We start from the raw sequence: 21,191 nt of genomic DNA, 5'->3' as shown, positions 1-21,191 counted from the left end.
AATGATAGGGAACAAAAAATGTATAAAATATGATACAGTTTTGTTACCGATGTATCCGGTCAAGTTTGTTACCTATGTACCGGTCACACCAGGGTAGGGGTGTGAACGGGGAGAGGGGTTTATCAATCCCAATTGAAGATAGCGGGTGCTGAGGAGCTCTAGGGAGCATCTTTAACCGATGAAGGGACATAGGCGGCAGCATCTTCCACAAATTGTTCGCCATGGCTTGGTTTAAAGAAATGAGGTGACTGACCTGTTATCATCCGGTAGAAGCCAACACCACTGATTGCGATAGCCACGATCCGTATGCAGTCCCTGAAAAATCGACGCCATGCCGGATCCCGGTGTGCTTTCAATTTTTCCTGGGTATTATGCAATTGTTTATTGAATTGGCTGAGTTGCTCGGTGGGTAAATTCTCATTATTTGTCAGAATGTTTATCATGTTTTCGACAGCTGTTTTTTTCGTTTTCCACAAATCAGACGTATCAACACGGCTTTCTAAATGGGTCAAATAGGCGCGACTTAGATTTAATAAAGCGTGGACTTTAGCCGCGGCTTCTTTTTCCATGGGGCTTTGAATTGTTTCTAACTTTTTCTGTAATTGTTCTTTTTCCAAGATGCTTTGTTCCATTTTTTTGCCGATTTGGCCTTCATGCTCTTTGTTCTCTTCGAATTGTTTTCTTTTGCTTTGCAACTCAAGGGTAACTTGCTCAAGCGTTTTTTGAGAATTGTCATAAGACTGATTAGCCTGTTTAAGCTTCTCTCCGAGTTGAGAAATGTCTTCCTCAAGTGTCAGTACTTTTTGCGCCAACTTTCCTTTTTCTGTTTCAGACTTCTGCAAGGATTCCTGAGTGGTTTGCAATGACTCCTGTATATGTTCCAGTTGTTGGGTTTGCTCTCGATACTCTTCAACCAACTTTTGATGGCTTTGATTTAGCTGCTCTATATCAAGCTCAGCCGCTTCAATCGCTTTTTTAGCTTGTTCGCACTTTTCAAATAATTGTTGAAGGATCAAGCGATTTTTTTCAACACTGGCAACAGGAAGAATGCTTGAATAAAATTTCTGGTCAAGTGCTTCTGGTTTCTTCTCTAATGCATTGGGTATCATTTTTAGCACGTCACTGGCAAACGCCTTAAGCAACGTCTGTTGTTGTTCAATATAGTCAAACAAAAGTTCTTGGCGCTTAAGAAAATCAATGTCTTTGTTTCCCTCTTCACGTGTAAAATTCGGTAAAATGTTATTCCATGATACATTCAGTCTATCTTGATCACACAATGATTCTAAGACTGAAATTTGTTCTTTTAATCGGTCTAAATCATTGATGGCTTTTTGGGTGTTTGTAAGCCAGCTAATGGGTGTTTCCGATGAACTGCTACTGTCTGCCTGTAATATTTTTTTCTCTTGGAATAGTTTTCGAGATAACGAAAGCGTTGAGTTTTGATGCGCTACCAGGGTCTCGGTGAGGTCATGCCGTATGTTTTCATACATTGACTTTGCCATTGTCACTAATTTAGGGCTTAAATTGTCAGATTTTTTTGCCTTATCCAACACCTCAAATGTTTCAACAACACATCGCTTACAGATTTCGATTTCATTAGAGCTTAAATGATTTCTTAGATAAGTTTGAGTGACCGTGTTAACCAAAAATGATAATGATTCTTTAACTAAATCATTATTTTTCTCATTGACCATGAGCTTAGCCATCATATAGTTTTCATCTTCAACAAAAGAACTATTTAGATCGATTTCACTGTTAGGCTTTTTGAAAGCGTTTTCGATATTATGTTGTATCCATTCAACCTGTTGGGGTAATGTTTTATTAAAGAAATCAAAAGAGTTGAATTTTTGTGACATCCATAGTTGGACATGTTGAAGATTTAAAAACTGTCCACCGCCATGTGCATCGAGATCGGTGATGGGCGTATTACCACGCTGATGAAAGTGAACTTGGCGTAAAGCCATGTATCGACCGAGTCCAGTATAATTTCTGGTAGCAAGAAACTCAAATGCAGGAAAATTTTTCTTTATTTGTTTATAATTCTCAAGCAGTATTAGATTTCGCTGTGTGTCATCGGCATCCATATATTCATTGATAACGCAATCCAATAAGGGGTGGCCTAAGTCAATCTTTTCTTTGGGTTGAGTTTTTGCAAAAGTAAAGTCTATCCAGCGACGTAATACCAAATCCTGTGCGCCAGAAACTTCGCCAAGGTCGTTTGGAATAAGCTCACTATTATCGTCGTATTGATTGCCATCGGCTGTGCCGTGACAACCGGGAATGACTTCATAGGGCATGCCTATTGGTACAATTGGCTTAAAGCAGTTGGATGTTTCATGTTGCTGAACAAATTCTTGTCTTTTCTCAACAAACTTAGGCAATGTATAAAAGTGCTTATCCTCTTGCCATCCGATACGAACGACTTTGCCAAAATTTCCACCTGGAACTGGGTCAAGAACAAACAAATCAACTTTCATGTTAGTAAGATTTGTTAATAGTTTTGTTTTTATTTGTTCTTCGGCATCGTTTTCTGTCTTATTGGTAGTATTTAACTCTTGGACATTGGTTAATAGTTGGAGTGATTGCCTTGTATAACTGGGATCTTTGATGACGCTCAGTCCGGGAACGCTAGAGCTATGGGCAATGATTTGGGCTAATGATCGCCGCTCTTTAGGGTCTTTTTTTAAATCTTCCGACAGCATGTTCATGACCCTTTCCAATTCATGGGTCAATACGATTGCTTGGACACCACCACGGCTAAACCCTGAAATGTGGAGGCGATCTTTGCCTTGTGCCACCGCATCAAGGGCTAGCATCAGTGCTTTAGCAAGTCTATCCCCTGTTTCAAATCCTGGCGTATCAGAACCATTTATCACATCGACAGAAGGCGAGTGATAGGGATGTGCGTAGTTATCAGAATTTTTGATATCAGCATCCTGATTTTTTATCACATCTTTTGCTTCATCCAATAAAAGACTGGTCAGTTGAGCGGTATAGGAGAACGTCTCCCCTCGGATGTAAAAATGATTATCTTTTTCATTAATCGGCTTATCGATATAATTGACAGCTGTTCCGAGTAAAAATAGGTGGTGATCTTTCTTAGGGGACGGTTCATCATTTCTAAGATGATTAATAAGATTAGCAAGGTATTGAGTCATAATGAAATTATATATCGTATTATGTTTAATAATGCCGCAATTATAGCAAGAGAATGCTTAAGCTAAGATTAAGAAAATTTGGTTTTTATAAATTTTAGCTTTGTACCGGACAATTTTTTAAAAAAGCCGTCTTTGCGAGCTTTGCGAAGCAATCTAGAACAGATTTCTGTTCAGAGATCGAACTGGATTGCTTCGCAAAGCTCGCAACGACGGTGCTTTTAAAAAATTGTCCGGTACAAAGAAATTTTACCTTTTTACAGGACAAAAACTCATATCTAATATTTGCCAGTGCCCGCTCACGGGAACGTATTAGTTCGGTGTTTTTTTTTCCTGCATAGAGATTGCCCATTTCAAAGAACATGTTGTTAATATTATCTTAACCATATAGTGTTATATTTAAACTATAGATAGCATGATATCTTCTAACCTACTAACGGTGAAGACCATGGGCTATGTGCTTAGTTTGGAGGAGTATTACTCCCAAGCGTCATCAATGATCCTGAGCGGAGCTGCGTTTGAGGTTTGCTCAAGCCTATCCGGGGAACACAAGACTAGCGTTAAAGTCCTCAATGGACCGGTGGATATCTATACGCTCGCGCCAGGTTATTACATGCGCTTTATTGATTTGGGGGAGGGTAGATTTCATTTATATGGATTTGAAGTTCACTCGCCATCTGATATTTGGGTGCATGAGAATATCCCCGAAATTAAATTCAAGGGTCATCAAGATGGGCTCTATTATTCTCAGTTGCAAGCATTGTATAGCGCAGGCAGAGTGAAATTCCATAAAGCTGCATCCATTGGGGGTGGGTTGGAATTGCATGGTAGTTTGGCTAAGCAGTATGCCAAGCAGGGTTGGATAGAAAAACCAGCGGCGCTGAAACATCCAGCGTCCCCTTCGGTTGAAACGAGGGCGCCTAGAGCCGAATCGATGCCCACATCCCCGCACGGGATAGATTCAAACTTGGCAAGTGGTAAAACATTATCCAGTAAACCGCCGGCTGTTTCGGTAGTGGAAACACCCATCGGCAAAGTACCGCCCTCTGTTGTCTCTGTTCCTGAATCGCCTTCTTCTCCTATCGAGGCAGAAAAAAGGGTTGATGAGGAAACTCGGCGAATCAGCGAAAAAATCAAATCAATGTTGTTAAAATTGCAGAAGAAAATTAACCAAGAAGAAAATCCTGCTATCAAAGAATCTGCCCAAGGTGTCTATAACCAGTTAAATCAGGTTTACACGCAATTCGAAACGAACAAAATTAATAAGAAAAAGCTACAAACTGACATGAAGGGCATCGTATTAGATGCATTGCCTCAATTTGATAAAGCACCCACATGGAAAGCTTTTTTCCTAAATATCCTTTGCAGTATTGCTAATTTGTTTTTAGCTGAAAAAAATCAATATCGCTTAATCAGGCCGCAATCATTTGAAGGGCTGAATACAGCTAAAGGTGAGCTAGACGCGCTTGAAAACCAGGAAAATCATGGGGCATCCCCAAGTAATCAATAGTTTGGTTTACTCAGTTTCCGTTGATATACCCCCTAGCTAACTTGGAACCAAGCTGTCAACTTCACTTAGTCAGAGGGGACATCAATGATTAATATTTCACATGCTTCGTTAGCCGTAATGGTGATCATCGTTTGATTGATGACTTCTGCACCATCACCCTGATTGAGCGTGTGTTTATCCAGGGTAAACGACCCTTTTGAAGCGAGCACATAAGCTTGATGATGGATGGGATGCTTAATTTTTTGCCCCTGGGATAACGTGCCGGCATAGATATAGGCATCTTGATTGATTGTTAAAGGTGCTGCGCCATCACCGGAGACGAGCAGATGAAGCTTGTCCTTCACAGCCATGGTTGGAAAGGAATGGGTCAACCATTTGGGGGGCAAATCTTTGCGGCGAGGCTTAATCCATATTTGATACACTATCGTTTTTTCAGATTCTTCATTGGATTCCGCGTGTGAAATGCCAGTTCCGGCACTCATCACTTGCACATTTCCGGCCTTTGTCTTGCCCTGATTGCCATGGTTATCATCATGGGTTATTGCGCCTTGGCGAACATAGGTGATAATTTCCATGTCCCGGTGGGAATGCAAATCAAACCCCGTGCCGGGTGATATCGTATCATCATTGATCACGCGTAAGGTGCCAAAACCCATGCGGTTAGGATTATGGTACTCTGCAAAGCTGAAGTGATGGTGTGTTTTCAACCAGCCATAGTTGGCATAACCCAGTGAGTCATAAGGATAAACAGTGATCATAATATCGTGTTCCAATGCTTTGCCATTCAATTAGCTTAGTTTATCAAAATGGGCCTACAGTGCAATGGATGTGAGGCGATAGTTGCTGATCCTTCCAACTTCTGTGATCAATCAAGCGTCGACTATGCCAAAGCTTGTCCAAATTGGGTCATCAACTGGGTCACTTCTTGACGCGTTTCTGATTCACGTGGATAAAAGAATCGTTGCCTATCTTCTGGATTGAATGCGTTAAGTTGCTTCGATGGTCCAAAAAATAGGGCTAAAAAGGATTTCACCAGGTTAACTAACGCATCCTGCCATCTCAGATGGGTGTCAAGTTGTTTAGCTTGAAGTAATAGTAAGTTATTTAATTCATGATAAATAGCTTGTGATTGTGGCTTATGGTCACTCGCTGGAAACAAATTATCTTGTTGTATTTGTATTAGCTGACTCTTGATGTTAAGAATGGCTTGTTTTTCTGGAGAGTAATCTGTTGTCAGTTGACTGGCTAAGTTATCCATGGCGGATAAAATGGACTCACATGTTGCCTTTTGGGTGATCATTTGACGAATCGCCTCCCAATCAAATTGGCCTTGGTCTTTATTTAAAAATACAACCTGTCCAATTGGGGTGATGCGGTCTTTTTTAATGATTAACGTTTTGGTATTTTCTGGGATATAACCGATTTCTTTAAGGCCGTATCCCATGGCATATAAATCGTCCAAGCTATCATCGAGGGCAAAGACGTTGACATCGCTTGCATATTGCTTAGATGGCGGGATAATGCGTTCTAGCTTAGCAGTATGGGATTTGTTCCCATGTTCAATGTTGATTTTAGCAATCTCTTCTTTACTAAAACCTTGGTATTTTAATAAGGCCTGGATATAGTCGGGACGATTGCGGGTGAGGATGCGAAAATAAATATCTTTATTGCTCAGTAGTTGGTGTAATACGGTAACGGCGTTTTCTGGAATTAAAATGTGGCCATAGTGACCTTTGTAGTCCGGGTTTGGCCAATACTCACCAAATTCTTGAGTGAATTTGTCCCCAACATTATCAACTAACTGATCCAAAGCGTAATTGATTGCACCGCCTTGCTTTAATAGTGTTTTATAAAACCCGGAAGATACGACTTGTTTCCCTTCCGTTGGGGTGATGGTGCCGTCGAAATCACTCAGAATATAGATTGTCATGGAGAACTCTCAATTACAAAAAGGAGAGGATATCAAAAATGACCATTTTAGTCAAAACAAAGCCAGGTTGAACGCCCTAGGTTTTCTTTGGTTGATCGGGGGGTATCTCCTCTGAGTCAAGTGGTTTTTCATCTGCAATGGGATGCACGAGGTTTAAGTCATCTGTCTTCATTTTGAAGAGCCCTACGGAGCTGGCTAACCCTTTTTCACTACTGTGATATAAAGATGACGCTTCTTCCGCCGCTGCAAGGAGTCCCAGGCCTCCAACGAGAGTGAGCATTAAACTAGCTCCATGGGTTGGTAATGCGCCCAGAATGCCCACTGCTATTAAAGCGACCGCGGCAAAGATACACAAAGCAAGGCCTAATGCTTTCCAAGGCTTGGAAGCCTTTTTTGAAATCGCATGGGATAATCCAGCCAGTTTACGGGCATTTTCAGCCTGTGCTTTCGTGTCTTTATCAAGGCTAACGGCATTTTTGCAATACACCATCACTGAATTTAAATCGGCTAAGCTTTTGCTATCCACGTGTTGTTGGATTAGGGGTACTGTTTTGGCGCCATCGGTTATTTCATTAACCTGAGCGAGGATTTTTTTCCCTTGTTCGATGGCCGCTGCCATTTGAATGGTTAATGGTGTTTGTTGTTTTAATTGTGATAAATGAAGGGAAAACGCATTTTGATTTAATAAAAACTCGTTAACCGCTTCTTCACTGGGGACATTTAAAAAATCAACGTTGCCAACGGGGTTTTTTTTGTTGGTGTCGGCACTTTTTCGGTAAAGCTGCTTCGATGCCTCTGGACTAAAGGTGTTGCCCGCTTGCGACTCTTCTTTCATGCCTGGTGAGCCATGGACGTGATGGGTGGTCATCTCAGCGGCGTTTCCGCCTTCGGCTCGCATGGTTTCAATATTATCCGATTGATTTTCCAATCCATGGGCCTTGTAACGTCCTCCCATCCATATCTGAGTTGCTTTTTCAACTGCCGTTCCGGTTCTGTCTTGACCGCTCGCACAATTGACCACGCTTAAAAAGCCCTTTTTAACGGCTTGCAGCATGACTTCAGCGGCAGTGTATAATCGCCAAGCTTTGTGGAGCGGGGCACTTCCCCATGGACGATGTTCTTCTTCATCATAGAGGTTTTTAGAAACATCGATGAAGCGAAACGTGCCGTCAATATTGGTTGGCACATAGCTTAAATCGTCTTGGTTTTCTGACTCACCCGTGGTCGCTTGTTGGAGATGGTGTATCATGTCCCATTGGCTTTCAAGTGGGGTGTAAGTATTTAAGGTGGTAATATGCATCTTTGATAGATCACCACCCATTCTCTGTTGAGCTTCCAAGCGGATTTGCTCTAAATTTTCACGGGTATGACGTTGGATAGTGGCTTCATTTTCCCCTTTACCAACATAGACAGGCACCCCGGTTCTAGCTAGCCATATGGTATTGTCTTCGGCGCCTTTCCAATCGGTATTAGCCGGGATGTTATCCGAAGGAATATCAAATAATAATTCGTTTTTGACAATAAAGGCATTTTTAGCCCCCACCAAATGGGTTTTTCTTGTTTGAGCGGGTAGGGCGCGATCATGCGCTCCCATTAACTGACTAAACAATGCATCAGCTTCCTGCATGGCAAGGTTTTGTGTGGTATGGGCGTTTTTGTCTTCACCGACTGGGTAGGGGTTAATATCAGTGAGTGTTTGAATAGCTTTCAATTGCTCATCGGTTTTATGAGTAACCGGGTATTGGCTTTCGCGCTGAAGAACCTTCGCCTTTTTATCATAGGTTAAGGTTATCATGGTCCGAGCAGGGACCATCAGGCTTGAAAGATTGCGGTAATGCGCCAACAGTCCTTCTGCCTCTTTTGGCGTTGCGATGCCTTTGGTGAGGTTTGCTTGATGCAATGCCATAAGTAATTTATCGTCAAAGGATTTTTCCAATGTTTTGATTTGCATCATGGCATCGTTTTTATCCAGTTGGCCGGCGGTTAGCATTCCAGTGGATAGTTCAGCAAGCGCTTGCTTCAGCTCGTTTCGGATTTGTTCTGCTAGCTTGTCATTATGAGGGTGATGTTTATGCTCTATCGCATAATCAATGGGTCTTAAGCGCGATAAGCAGCGTAATAGGGCATTATTGGCTTCAATGGCAGGGTGGTCAGATGGAATTCGTTTTTCAATAGGAAATGATTGGGTGGCATCACGAACCCATTCGCCGTTTTCATTCAAGGTTGAGACAATGCCGTACTGAGCATCATTGACTTCCCGAAGCAAATTGGCCAGGTGATCATAAATACTATTTCCGTCTGCATCGCCATTGGGGAGCAGGCTATCTTGAATCACCAAAGTTGCTAAATCGGCAGGGTTTTTAAACTGGTAAGGTGCGACTTTTTCACTCAAATGTTCCGGATCGGGACCCTTAAGAAGCCTGTTGAAATTGTCAGAATGTTGTTGTGGCATGATTAGCCTCGCATCGAATCAAATTTTTATGAACTTTCGTTTATTATAAACTGATTCGCTTAAGGTTTTGTTAACAGGCTGATTGGATAGAGAATAGGCGTTTGCTTCGGACAATTTTTAATAGACCTGCCTTTGCGAGCTTTGCGAAGCAATCCAGGACAATGTTCAAAGATGTATCGATCTGGATTGCTTCACTACGTTCGCAACGACGAGGTGTTAAAAAAATATCCGGTACAAAGGTATGAGAGTTATCAACTATCCCCAGCTACCAATCATCACACAAGGATACAAGGGGAAGGTGTTTCTTCATAAATTAAATCGCCGATGGGCTCTAGCGCTTCTTGGCAATCTTTATGGATGAGTAAGGTTGATTGCAGTAATGAGTTTGCTTGAGTTAGTAAATGATATTGCTCGTCGGAAGATTTAGCTCGGCTAAATTGATATGCATTATTTCGTAATAGTCGCAGGATACTTTGATGCAAATCGTCCGTTGGTTTAATTGCATCAAACGTCGCAGGATTCGTACTTTTGGGTTCAGGGTTGTCGGGAAGTTCGCTCAACAAGCTAATCATTTGGTTCAATTCGGAAGCATTGCCTAAAATATTCAATACAGTGAGAATACGACAATGTAGAAGGGCTTTGCGATTAGATAATTGATTTTTGCAGAATTGAATTAACCCTGTTTCATCCGTGATTTCATCAAGTACCTCGATTGCTTCCTTACCCTTTATCAGAATCGTTTTGCACAAATTATTCCATTCAATTAGTTTCAGTCGAAATTTATGATTTTCACGTATTTCAGAGGGTAGGTTAACGTTGTTTAATAGCGTACTAAGCTCTGCCAAGGTCTGAATCGATTTTAATCGGTTGTTAAAATCGAGAAGGCAATTCTTCTCAATGGCATTCAACGGTTTGTAATGTTCTATCCAATGATGAATGGTATTGAGAAAACTATACATGGCACGTCTTCCATCTGAGAACGAAAATCTGACTATAGCATGAGAATAGGTTATAATAAACCACTGTGATCATATTTGAGGCGAATATATTGCCTAGTACTTGAAGCTCGACTTTTTTGAACTTTCAAATTCACTTCTCATCAAAGCAAATTCCTTGTCAAATTGCTGTGTGAGCACCTCAAATTGCTCTAGACCAACCGAGATGCGAATCATCGTCATATCCCATTGTGAGTAGGTTGTTTGAGCAAAACCGAAGGAGCCCGATACGGGCCAAGTATTCCGACATAGACGTTGTAATTTAAAATTGGCATGTTGAAGGACATCGCTGCTTAAAGGTCCGACCATATTAATAGAATCAATGCCTATCAAGATAAATGGTCCATTTGCAATAATAGTTGCATCAGGGATTTTGGATTTCATGTAGTCAGCAAGCTTGCTAGCCAGTGCGCTTTGGTAATCGATGACGTCCAAGGTAATATCGGAGGCATAATAGCGATAAAAGGCTGCTAGATTATAATCGCAGACAACGGATTGGCATCGCTGGTTGAATTGGGTGACCTGAGCTGGTGTTGCGATAAGACAGGCAGAGCCTGCTGAGAATTTACCACTGCCAAGGCTTTGTTGCTTCTGCTCGCTTTTAAAAATAATGACCTGCAACTTGTTGGCTTGGATAAGATGTTGAATCTCGTCGCTGTTTATTAACGAAACAAGTTCGTCCTGACGTTTTTCAATGGTGAGGTCTAGTACCAGGGTGCGCGTTTTCCCTTGACACCAGTTTATCATATCCTTTTTTAATTGGGTAATAACGTCTGCTTTTAAATGAAAACAGGTTTCGCTATTTCTACCTAAATAACGGACGGTATCATCTGCTTTTAATGCCCGATGTTGCAGCGCATCTTTAAACCCAACAATTTCAAAATAACCATATTCTGAATCGTGATACACGGAGGGTAATGGAAACCCCGGTAAATAGGCATCGGGTTTTTCCGGGTAAAGTAACCCGCTTAAACAAGCCATCATTGCCTTTCTGCCTTTGTTGGCGCTAATCACATTACTCATGGCAATTTCAGGACACCTAAGTGGGAATAAGGCCGTGTAATAAGTATCTAATTTTTGGAAGCCTTTTTGAAGCCGTAGTACATTGGTAATGAGTAAGGAAAGTAAATCCATGGTTGCCGTGTAATGATTTTCAACTTGATATTGGGTCTTGATGAAGCTGAGATAATAGCGGATTTTCTCCAAGCAAGCATTTGCAATAATTTGATCGATGGGATTGCTAAACTGCAAGTTTGATTCTTGTAACAGACCTTCCCAAAGTGACTTTAACGCTTTCATGCATAGTTGGGCGTTTGCATTGTTCACTTTGGTATCAAACAAGGCATGGATTTGAGCAATATCGTTTCTTGAATCGAAGGAATTAAGCGCTGGTTGAACATAAATTTGATTGTCCTTGGCAAGTCTTAAATGCAGGTATTCTAAAGCAGACTGGATTGCATTGGGATTGTTATAGGCTTTAACAAACGTCGGATAAGTGGATGGCGAAAAAAAATGATGACGGTAGGCTTCATTTTGCCATCGAGCCGTACTCTGCTGCTTTTGTTCCAATCTCCTGACATGGGTGGCCTTGGCGGTATTCAGATGGATGGCGCTTTTTGTCGCAAGGGTTCCGCTCGCTGATGCCATGAGCATAACTGCGCGAGTCACTTTTTGGTGGGCGATTGTTTTAATATAGTTGTCCAATGATTCTTCATTAAAAAGTTGATTGATTTTGACAATGAAGTTGACCTCTTCAGCAATGAGTTTTGTATTTAACTGAGTTTTTAGCTCGATTTGGTGGATGATAGCATCCAAGCTATGTTGGGAAAGAACGCCCCTCTTAGCGACTTCACGGACAATTAATTTATGAAATAGGCGAAGGATTGACATTTTCCAGTCAGGAGGTGCCATTTTTGCCAATTGTTCTATCTCTTTATCTTTTATATACGCTATTCGATGCGCCTGGAGGTGGTGGTAATATTGCCGGGTTAGTTGGTATATCTCATCGACATTGGCGCCTTGTTGGGCAAAGTCTATTGGTAATTGGCCGCCCACAAATAAAGTATGCCAGAATGCTGGGTCAAGAGAATATTTGTCAGCGCGGTCATAGAATAGATTACTGAGCTGAAGGTGGGCTCGTTCTTCCGGGAATGTCGGCTCATAGGCATGCTTTTCTGGCGCCTGCGCCAATTCGTTATGGATTAAGTCCAATAATGATTTGATGTTTTGCATTGTAACCATTCGGAACTCCCTAGGTTAAATTGCGCTTATCAGCATCGTTCCCTCGGAGCCATTATGTACCAAATAGATTATAATTGCATTATTTTTTTACTTATAATCACGATAAATCGCTAGGAAGTTCCCTTATCTTTTGCTAACGACAATGGTATGATTAATCAGGACCTACGAAACACGCCCAATTGCTTGGTAGAAACTATCTTTTTGCCATGACCTTGGGGGTTTGCATAAGTCTTGTCAATTCAAAAATTGCCTAGCAAAGGGAGAGTAAGCAATGGATCGCGAAATGGTTAATTTGATGCAAACGATTGCATCAAAAAGCATGCAGTTAGTGCATGAATTTTATCAACAGCCAACACCCCAGCCGCTGATCATTAAGCAATTCATTGATTTGTCGGAAGACTATTTTCATTTTTTGCAATTGATGTTTTCCAATCCTGAAAAACTCTATTGCATGCAAGTGGCTTACTGGCAAGAAGCCATGTCGTTAGTCAGTGAGCAGATGTCGCTTTGGGCAGAGGGCAAAGTTACCCAAAGCCCGGACAAACGGTTTGCTGATGAAAGTTGGGCAACCAGTCCGTTCTTTTATTTACTATGGCAACAATACATGTTAGCTGCAAAGCATATCCAACAGCTGGTTGACTCAGTGGAATATAAAGATAAAAAGACAGCCAAAAAAATTGCCTTTTTTACAAAACAATACCTCGATGCGTTGTCACCATCAAACTACATTCAAACTAATCCCGTTCTCTTACAAGAAACCATGCAATCAGGTGGAAAAAACATCTTGCAAGGGTTAAAAAGCTTGCTTGAAGATTTACACTCTGGCAAAGCCCATTTTAATGTGAAAATGACCGATTATGATGCATTTCAAGTAGGTAAAAATATCGCATCAACGCCTGGCAAGGTTATTTTTGAGAACGATATATTTCAATTGATTCAATACTCACCAATGACCGATAAGGTCAAAGCCGTCCCCTTATTAATTATTCCGCCCTGGATTAATAAATACTATATCCTCGACTTGAGTGAGGATAATTCATTGGTTCGTTATTTAGTTGGAAAAGGAATGACCGTGTTTATGATTTCTTGGGTGAACCCCGATGAAGATCATAAAGACGTTGGATTTTTTGATTATATGACAGAAGGTGCGTTGAAAGCACTCACGGTTGTTAAACAACAGACTCAGCAAGCCAAAGTGAATATGCTTGGGTTTTGTGTGGGTGGCACCTTATTATCGTGCTTATTGGCCTATTTAAAAGCGAAGAATGACCATTCCGTTCAGTCTGCAACATTCCTGACTTCGTTAATCGATTTTAGCGATCCAGGTGATTTAGGCATCTTCATCGATGAGGATCAAATTCAGATTCTGGAAGATGAAATGAATAAAAAAGGCTATCTTGATGGCCGCTTCATGGCAACCACGTTTAATTCACTACGTGCCAATGATTTAATATGGTCGTTTTTTATTAAAAACTATTTGCAAGGTAAAAACCCAGTGCCTTTTGATATTTTGTACTGGAACAACGACTCGACGCATTTGCCTGCAAAAATGCATTCACAATACCTACGGTGGATGTATTTGCATAACGATTTAATTAAGCCTAATCAATTAAGCGTTGGTAAAACAGCGTTGGATGTGCATCAGATTGATACACCTTCCTTTTTTGTATCCACGGAAAAAGATCATATTGCGCTTTGGCAAACCACATACAATGGCTTTTTAGCTTTTAACGGTGAAAAACAATTTGTATTGGGTGGTTCAGGTCATATTGCCGGCATTATTAACCCACCAAGCCCAAAGAAAAAATATGGATACTACACCAACCCAACGTTGGATGCGGATGCCCAGACTTGGCTTAAGCAAGCAAGCCATCATCAGGGATCCTGGTGGCCTTATTGGTTGAAATGGTTAAAATCCAAATCAGGTGGATTTGTGCCTGCTCGGTCGGTTGAAAATGGGAAATACAAACCGATTGAAAATGCGCCTGGAAGTTATGTGATGGTGAAAAAAGGGCATATCCAATAACAAACGTATCAAGCAAAAAAAAAGATGCTTATAACGGAAGTATCCTTCACGTTATAAGCATCCGCGCCACTTTGATTGAGTATTTCGCTGGGCCTAAGCCCTGATTAAGCATAGCAATACAAATTATTTATCTTTTTCTTTCTTCACATGGATATCTTTGCTGAACTCTTTAGCGGATTGCTGAACGATGTCGAATGACTTTTGCCAGTAATCGAGCGTTTTTTTGCCTTGCTCTACCATTGCCTTAAGTTGAAATTCAATCACATCTTCCGGCTTTTTAACTTTGAAGAAGTCTTCAAAGTTTTGGTTTTTTAAATCTTGCAATGCTTTTAAATTCAATTCAGCAAATGCTTGCATAGGCTTTTGTACTTTATCATACAACTCACCCCATTTTTCAAAGTATTCATGATTCATTTTTTTCTCCTAATGTTGCACCGCACAATTCTAGTTTAGGAGGGTATAATTTAGTTGTCAAGTAGTTTTTTGTGCATCGCACAAAATAGAGGAATTCATTCGTGAACGTTTGCGTTTCCGTCTGCGTTACCGAAATAATTTGGCTCCCATAATTAAGAATCTATACCCAATTTTCCTCTAATGCGAGTGTTCTCATGTTAATTTTTAGGTAAGCAGGTATTGGATCGGTAACGCAGACGGAAACGCAAACGTTCACGTCAAAGGTTTTTTTATTTTAGGTTAGGTCTATAGGATCGGGGAAATTGATGGAAGTCATTAACAAGTCCTGATAGTATCGCAGTGAGAGGTTGGTTTTCGATAATAAGGAGCATTAATCATGATTTCAATGACCACCTATTGGCAGCAACTCCAAGATAGCCTGAATCAATTACCCCATCCTGTGACTGAAAAACTGGACCCGCAAATAATACAAACTGCAACCAGCATGGTTGAGATTGGTGAGTCCATTGAGAGAATGGTGCTAACTAAAATCAAGGGGGTTTCAAATTCTTTGCACGAAGCTTCTAAAAATTTTAACAACCTGATTACTTACGATTATCAAGGAAAGTCCTATTCGTATTATTTACCAAAAGTGACCGATAGAGCGAGCTTGATATTTGCGATATTGTATTATCAGCACCTTAGTAATTATGCACAGGTTGAGTACCAGGGGGTAATAAATTGGTTTCGATCGATGGTAGTCGAGGGTATTGAAACCAAAAAGCCAACGACCAAAATTCAAGCGCTGGCGATGCTTTCACAAATAAAATCCTACTGCCAAAGCCAATCGATTGAGCTGATTGATGAACAGCTGCTCAAGCAAGATAACGAACCGATAAAGGATTATGTCCAACGGGTTTTGACGATGTTACCAATCGAGCCACCCAGCAACGCATTGAGTAAGCTTAATCAACCGGATGAGGTCACACAATGGCAACAATCTTTGTCGGCACTTAATGAGAAAATGCGGCTGACTATCGACAAAATCTATCGATTAACCGGTAAGCTCTCAGCGTTTCATTTATCGATGCAACAATCTCAAGAAAAGCATAAACAATGGCAAAAGCAAGGTTTGTTTAGCCGCTTTTTCTACTGGCTAATACAATGGGTTTATGTCTCTCCACTGGCCAAGCAGATTGAAGAAGCTGAAAAGACATGTCAGCAAGCAGATGAGGATCTTCGTCAAGAATTGGGCGAGCAAACCAACTCAGGTCTTTATCTTCTTACTCTTTATCAGCAAGCTGAGCAAATTAGTCGCGAGCAAACCGGTATTCGCCAGAAAATAGAACAGTCTCAAATCAAACAACAGCCACAGCTTGAATTAGTGCCAAAAGAAGAAATATTAGTCACTTCGAAGGAACTGGAGAAATTGACCAAGGATGTGGCTACCATGACTTTATCCGATTGCACCCATTTCTTTGCTAAGAATTTGCCCAGTCGCAAAACAATGGAATTAATTGCGGTGGGGTTAGGTGCAATAGCGATTCGCAATATAAATGGCTTTTGATACTTAACAACTTAATAGGCCCGTCGTTGCAAGCTTTGCGAAGCAATCCAGGACAATGTTGATAGATGCATCGATCTGCATTGCTTCGCGATGCTCGCTGCGACAAGATATTATAAAAATTGTCACGTACAAAGAACAAAACGCCCAATTAAGTTTTGCATAACACGTCCTGAATACGCTTTTGTAATAATGGGATAACCTCCTGCTCAAACCAAGGATTGTTCTTTAACCAACGGTTGTTGCGTGGACTTGGATGGGGCAGGGGAAGGATTTTGGGCCAGTATGCTTGCCAGTTTTTGACTGTTTCAGTCAGCGTTTTGTGGTGTTTGCTGTCAGGGATATGATAGGCAATCGCATACTGGCCAATCGCTAACGTCAGCTGGATATTGGGCAATTGCCCAAGTAGCGTTGCTCGCCAATGTCGGGCACATTCTGGTCTTGGGGGTAAATCGCCCGATGCCCCTGTTCCTGGGTAACAAAATCCCATCGGTAAGATGGCTAATTTCGTCTCATCATAAAAAATATCTCGGCCAATGCCCATCCAGTTTCGGAGTCGGTCGCCGCTGGGATCATTAAAAGGCAGCCCCGTTTCATGGACGCGTCTGCCTGGCGCTTGGCCCACGACTAAGATGGTTGCATCCGGATGCATTTGCAAAACGGGTCGCGGCCCAAGTGGCAAATACGGTTGGCAGATGGTGCATTGCCTTACTTCTTGTAGGAGTTGTTTAAATGTGTTTGTCATTTGCCAAGAAATCAACTATTCGAAAAAAGGTGCTTTAGGGCGTGTTCCTAACGCCTTCCGACTTAAAACTAATTCAGTGACGTCAACATATCCGGACTATAGTCAATCAAATCTAGACCTTTTTGGATTTTTTCGACCAAATTTGGGTTAGCGATGAATCGTCGGCCGATGGCAACACAATCAAACGCGTTTTGTTGAATGCCTTGTTCTGCTTTTTCGATAGCATAACTGCCACAGGCAACCAATTTTCCTTGATAATGTTGGCGCATAAAAGAGGTCATGGTTCTACCTCCGATTGAAGAATAATTCAGACTATCGTCGAAATTCCCGGTATGCACATAGGCAATCGGCAACTTGTTTAATGCATTCAGTAGTGCCACAAAAACAGCTTCATCTCGATGATCTTCTTCAATTTCATTTAAATAGGCGGCAGGGGAGAGGCGTATGCCAACGCGTTCAAAACCGATTGCTTCACCGCAGGCTTTGACAATATCTACCGCGAATTTGGCCATGTTTTCAGCTGTTTGACCGTAATTATCGGTTCTTAAGTTAGTGGCGTGATGCAAAAACTGATCGATAAGATAACCATTGGCTGCGTGGATTTCGACGCCATCAAAGCCTGCATCCCGGGCATTTTGTGCCGCTTTGGCATAAGCTGTCACTAACCCAAGTATTTCTTGAATGCTAAGGGCGCGATTTTTACCATAATACAATCCTTCTGCCCGCTTTATTTTACCCGACATGGTGGTTTCCGATGGGCCAAGAGGAAGGTCGCCATTTAAAAATAGCGGATGACTCACCCGGCCAACATGCCAAATTTGGCAAAAAATTAGGCCCCCTTGGGCATGGACTTGATCGGTGACGGTCTTCCAGCCAGCGATCTGGTCTTGGCTGTAGATTCCGGGGGTGTTGCTATACCCTCTTCCATCTGGACGGATGATTGTCCCCTCGGTGATTACCAATCCAGCCCCCGCTCGACGAGCATAGTAATCAGCCATCGCTTGGGTGGGAACCAAATGATCGTCGGCCATATTTCGGGTCATGGGTGCCATGACAATATGGTTTTTTAAGGTGATCAGGTGATTTAATTGGCAGGGTTCAAGTAACTTCATCAAATTAACCTCATGGGGAAGATGATTTAAAAATGTTATTTATTGGTAGGGATATAGCTCTTCCATTCTTCGATAGTCTTAGGAAGATTCTCGAAAAAGGACTGACTTCGCTGTAAAACATCCCCCCGCATTTTCGTTAGATTGACATCTTTTAATTGTAAGTCAGTTGTATCGGGTGTTTTAGCATACAATTGCGCTAATTTTGATTGGGTATCAGGGGATACGGCGGCACGTCGCCAAAAAAACCAACCGGAATTTTGTGCTTCAATGTCGGTGTCTGCCCAAGTCTGAACATTTTTTAAGGAGGTGTTTCTAGCAACCGTGTCTGTTAATTCGAGAACATCGGGGTTATTTAACTTATCAACACCACCTTGTTGCATCATCTTGCGATAGCTACTATAAAACGTAGTTTGTTGAGAATTGACATCGGCAACAAGGCCTTCTCTTTTGAGATAAGAATAGCCGCCAAAAAAGCCAGAAAAAAAAGTAAATACGGGTCTTTTAAACAAAGCAAATGCTAACCCTGCACCGAGTGCTGCGAATAGATTGGTATCATTGTTACGCAAAGCCAACCAGCTTTTTTGTAAGGCGGATTGCTGTTGTTTGGTTTGTGCTAATTCTTCTTCAAATGCCATTTTGATTACTCCTGTAAAAGCGTCATCATAAAAGTGAATACCCAACAAATCAATCAATATTCGACATGGAAAGATTAAATCGGTTATTTATCCAAGCATTTGACAAGGACTAAGCGGTTTGTAACACTTTGATAATCGGATAATTATCATGGCGAATTATGGGAACTCATCATCAACATTCTTCTTCCAAAAAAGGCATGCTCCCTGGCACAGTCGTTTATATTGGCAAGCAGCCGCCAAAAAAAACCTGCTTTCATATATTTGTTTATGATAAGCAGACATACCAAGCTTATGAAGTTTTTGATAAAGAGGCAGTTTTCAAGGCAATTGAAGATGGGATGCATGTATGGATTGATATCTGTGGCTTAGAAGAAATCTCGACTATTCAGCAAGTACTAACTGAATTCAAAATCCATCCATTGTTTATAGAAGATGTTTTTAATACAAGACAACGGCCAAAATTGGAGGTAATTGATGATTGCTTATATATCGTCGTTAAATTACTAAAGCCTGACAACAAAGATCAATTTACCATTGGCTCAGAGCAGCTTAGCTTAATGATAGAAAATAATTTTGTCATCAGTATTCGTGAAACAGAAAGTTATGATTTTAAATCGCTTTATACTCGCGTCATGGCAGAGCCATCCCTGATACGGCAAAAAGGAAGTGATTATCTGCTTTATTTGCTCTTAGATACCATCATCGATGATTACTTTCATACGGTTGAACATACCGCAAAGCAGCTAGAAACGATTGAAAGCCATATTTTAGAAGATTCCAAGAAAATTCCCATTCAACATTTGTATGCCTTTAAACGACAAACCATCATTATGCGTAAAACCATTGCTCCCATCCGAGATGTTATTCATTTGTTAATCAAGGAAAGTGGAAACAGGCCTATGAAGAAATTTGAATTGTATCTCCTGGATCTTCATGATCATTGCATTCGATTGATTGAAGAAGTTGACTTACAACGAGAGTTAACTAAGAGCATACTGGATATGTATTTATCATTTCAAAACAACCGAATGAATGAGACGATGAAAATTCTAACCATATTTGCTAGTTTATTCATTCCGCTCACCTTCATTGTTGGATTGTATGGCATGAATTTTAAATACATGCCAGAGCTCAGTTGGCGTTATGGTTACCCCATAGTCTTAATTATCATGACCGGTATTGCGGGTGCTATGCTCTATTATTTTAAACGGAAAAAGTTGTTTTAAGTTCGATCAAAAAGGATGATTCGTTCCTTTAGGCAATAGAAGAGGGAATAATAACCAACGGGCCTTTGTTTCCATCGGCTATTTTCCCTTGCCAATATAAAGTGCCTAACAAGGGTAATAGTGCCGCAGTGCATACCACTAGATTGGTTTGATACTGGGTCATTAGGATAAAATACAGCCCAATCGCAAGTACCGTTAAGCTAATTTGCTTCAGAGTTGAGATGGTTTTTAAATTCGGGGAGTGCAATGGTTTATAAATGGTTGAGTTCGCACGTCCCGCAGCGTTGACCACCCATTCCGGTGGCATAATAAATGCGAGGATTTTCTCATGCCAAGTTGGTAAATAATGGGAATAGAAAAGAACATCTTTAATCACTTTGATATTGGCATAAAAGGGGTTCCACGAATCCAACGGATCGGTAACGCCATAGGTGACTGCTTCGTCTTCAGGCTCAAAGGTGCCAAAGAGTTTATCCCAAATAATCAAACTACCCGCATAATTTTTATCAATGTATTGGGGATTTGTACCATGATGGACGCGATGGTGTGAGGGCGTGTTAAATACCTTTTCTAACCAACCTAATTGTTGGATGGATTGAGTATGAATCCAAAATTGATAGATGGTGTTAAACGTATACATAATGCCAAAGACAATCGGCGAAACACCCAGCATAGCCAAGGGTAAAAAAAAGACCCAGGATGTCATGGCTTGAACCACACCCTGTCTTAGGGCAACGGATAAGTTATAATAAGTGCTTTGGTGATGAACTGAGTGGCCAATCCATAAAAATGCACACCGATGGCTGCATCGGTGGAACCAATAATAACAAAAATCCACACCTATCCAGGCAACAAACCAGCTGATCCAAGTCGAACCATCCAGCTGCCAATAGCCATAATGAAGGTATAAATAATGGTAGACAACAAGAATGACAATTTTCATCGGTAAAGCGGCAATTTCTTCCACAATGCCAGTGCTAATATTGTTTAATGAATCATTGAGGTTATAACGGTCAGTCTTGTTGCGAAAAGAGGCATAAAATTCGACAAGAATGAGTATCATGAAAACAGGTACCGCCAACACCATGATAGAACTATCCATTTTTCAATCCTGGATTTGAAAAGTTGCTCATTTAGTTATATACCCATCCAGGGTGTCATTGCAAGTATTAGTCTGGGTATATACTATGGGACAAAATATCATTGA

The 21,191-nt window shown here is 41.1% G+C and carries 15 protein-coding genes; 4 read left to right on the top strand and 11 right to left on the bottom strand.

All coding sequences use genetic code 11. The features are described 5' to 3' along the window. Nucleotides 1-158: 158 nt before the first annotated feature. Nucleotides 159-3,158, bottom strand: coding sequence for a hypothetical protein (locus AB3348_RS12140; RefSeq protein WP_367607860.1), 3,000 nt, complete (start codon nucleotides 3,156-3,158; stop codon nucleotides 159-161). A 412-nt stretch (nucleotides 3,159-3,570) separates the two neighbouring features. On the opposite strand from AB3348_RS12140, the gene AB3348_RS12135 reads away from it, so the two are divergent. After that, nucleotides 3,571-4,665: a hypothetical protein gene (locus AB3348_RS12135; protein ID WP_367607859.1), complete on the top strand. Its 1,095-nt coding sequence runs from the start codon at nucleotides 3,571-3,573 to the stop codon at nucleotides 4,663-4,665. Nucleotides 4,666-4,730: 65 nt separating this feature from the next. On the opposite strand, the gene AB3348_RS12130 is transcribed toward AB3348_RS12135, so the two are convergent. From AB3348_RS12130 to AB3348_RS12110, 5 genes are all read right to left on the bottom strand, one after another. Continuing rightward, on the bottom strand, nucleotides 4,731-5,423 hold the full coding sequence (locus AB3348_RS12130) for a pirin family protein (RefSeq protein WP_367607858.1): 693 nt from the start codon (nucleotides 5,421-5,423) through the stop codon (nucleotides 4,731-4,733). A gap of 122 nt (nucleotides 5,424-5,545) precedes the next feature. Then, entirely contained in the window at nucleotides 5,546-6,595 is a 1,050-nt protein-coding gene (locus AB3348_RS12125; protein WP_367607857.1) for a hypothetical protein, read from the bottom strand. A 76-nt stretch (nucleotides 6,596-6,671) separates the two neighbouring features. Then, entirely contained in the window at nucleotides 6,672-9,047 is a 2,376-nt protein-coding gene (locus AB3348_RS12120) for a hypothetical protein (RefSeq protein ID WP_367607856.1), read from the bottom strand. A 275-nt stretch (nucleotides 9,048-9,322) separates the two neighbouring features. Beyond that, complete coding sequence (locus tag AB3348_RS12115) at nucleotides 9,323-10,006, bottom strand: hypothetical protein (RefSeq protein WP_367607855.1); 684 nt, start codon at nucleotides 10,004-10,006, stop codon at nucleotides 9,323-9,325. Nucleotides 10,007-10,099: 93 nt separating this feature from the next. Continuing rightward, the gene (locus tag AB3348_RS12110) at nucleotides 10,100-12,283 is read right to left on the bottom strand and encodes a hypothetical protein (RefSeq protein ID WP_367607854.1); all 2,184 of its coding nucleotides are present in this window, start codon (nucleotides 12,281-12,283) and stop codon (nucleotides 10,100-10,102) included. A 271-nt stretch (nucleotides 12,284-12,554) separates the two neighbouring features. On the opposite strand from AB3348_RS12110, the gene AB3348_RS12105 reads away from it, so the two are divergent. Next, nucleotides 12,555-14,309 (top strand): PHA/PHB synthase family protein, encoded by a 1,755-nt coding sequence (locus AB3348_RS12105; protein WP_367607853.1) that lies wholly within the window; start codon nucleotides 12,555-12,557, stop codon nucleotides 14,307-14,309. Nucleotides 14,310-14,432: 123 nt separating this feature from the next. Here the strand turns inward: AB3348_RS12105 and AB3348_RS12100 are convergent, their stop codons facing one another. Beyond that, complete coding sequence (locus tag AB3348_RS12100) at nucleotides 14,433-14,723, bottom strand: phasin family protein (protein WP_367607852.1); 291 nt, start codon at nucleotides 14,721-14,723, stop codon at nucleotides 14,433-14,435. 376 nt (nucleotides 14,724-15,099) lie between these two features. Here AB3348_RS12100 and AB3348_RS12095 point away from each other — a divergent pair, with 376 nt between their 5' ends. Further along, nucleotides 15,100-16,269 carry a hypothetical protein gene (locus AB3348_RS12095; protein WP_367607851.1) on the top strand — a complete coding sequence of 390 codons (1,170 nt, stop codon included), beginning with the start codon at nucleotides 15,100-15,102 and terminating at the stop codon, nucleotides 16,267-16,269. Nucleotides 16,270-16,417: 148 nt separating this feature from the next. On the opposite strand, the gene AB3348_RS12090 is transcribed toward AB3348_RS12095, so the two are convergent. The 3 genes from AB3348_RS12090 to AB3348_RS12080 all read right to left on the bottom strand — a co-directional run bounded on the left by AB3348_RS12090 (nucleotide 16,418) and on the right by AB3348_RS12080 (nucleotide 18,758). Beyond that, nucleotides 16,418-17,011 carry a uracil-DNA glycosylase family protein gene (locus AB3348_RS12090; RefSeq protein WP_367607850.1) on the bottom strand — a complete coding sequence of 198 codons (594 nt, stop codon included), beginning with the start codon at nucleotides 17,009-17,011 and terminating at the stop codon, nucleotides 16,418-16,420. 68 nt (nucleotides 17,012-17,079) lie between these two features. Further along, a complete protein-coding gene (locus tag AB3348_RS12085) occupies nucleotides 17,080-18,123 on the bottom strand; it encodes an alkene reductase (RefSeq protein WP_367607849.1) in 1,044 nt (347 codons plus the stop codon). 35 nt (nucleotides 18,124-18,158) lie between these two features. Next, on the bottom strand, nucleotides 18,159-18,758 hold the full coding sequence (locus tag AB3348_RS12080; RefSeq protein WP_367607848.1) for a hypothetical protein: 600 nt from the start codon (nucleotides 18,756-18,758) through the stop codon (nucleotides 18,159-18,161). Nucleotides 18,759-18,916: 158 nt separating this feature from the next. On the opposite strand from AB3348_RS12080, the gene corA reads away from it, so the two are divergent. Continuing rightward, entirely contained in the window at nucleotides 18,917-19,984 is a 1,068-nt protein-coding gene (gene corA, locus AB3348_RS12075) for a magnesium/cobalt transporter CorA (RefSeq protein WP_367607847.1), read from the top strand. A 28-nt stretch (nucleotides 19,985-20,012) separates the two neighbouring features. Here the strand turns inward: corA and AB3348_RS12070 are convergent, their stop codons facing one another. Further along, on the bottom strand, nucleotides 20,013-21,086 hold the full coding sequence (locus tag AB3348_RS12070) for a sterol desaturase family protein (RefSeq protein ID WP_367607846.1): 1,074 nt from the start codon (nucleotides 21,084-21,086) through the stop codon (nucleotides 20,013-20,015). Nucleotides 21,087-21,191 lie beyond the last annotated feature (105 nt).

This window comes from Legionella sp. W05-934-2, assembly GCF_964199965.1.
GTDB lineage: Bacteria > Pseudomonadota > Gammaproteobacteria > Legionellales > Legionellaceae > JAFIFT01.
The sequence above is the reverse complement of the archived record's forward strand: the minus strand, read 5'-3'. Positions and strand labels throughout refer to the sequence as shown.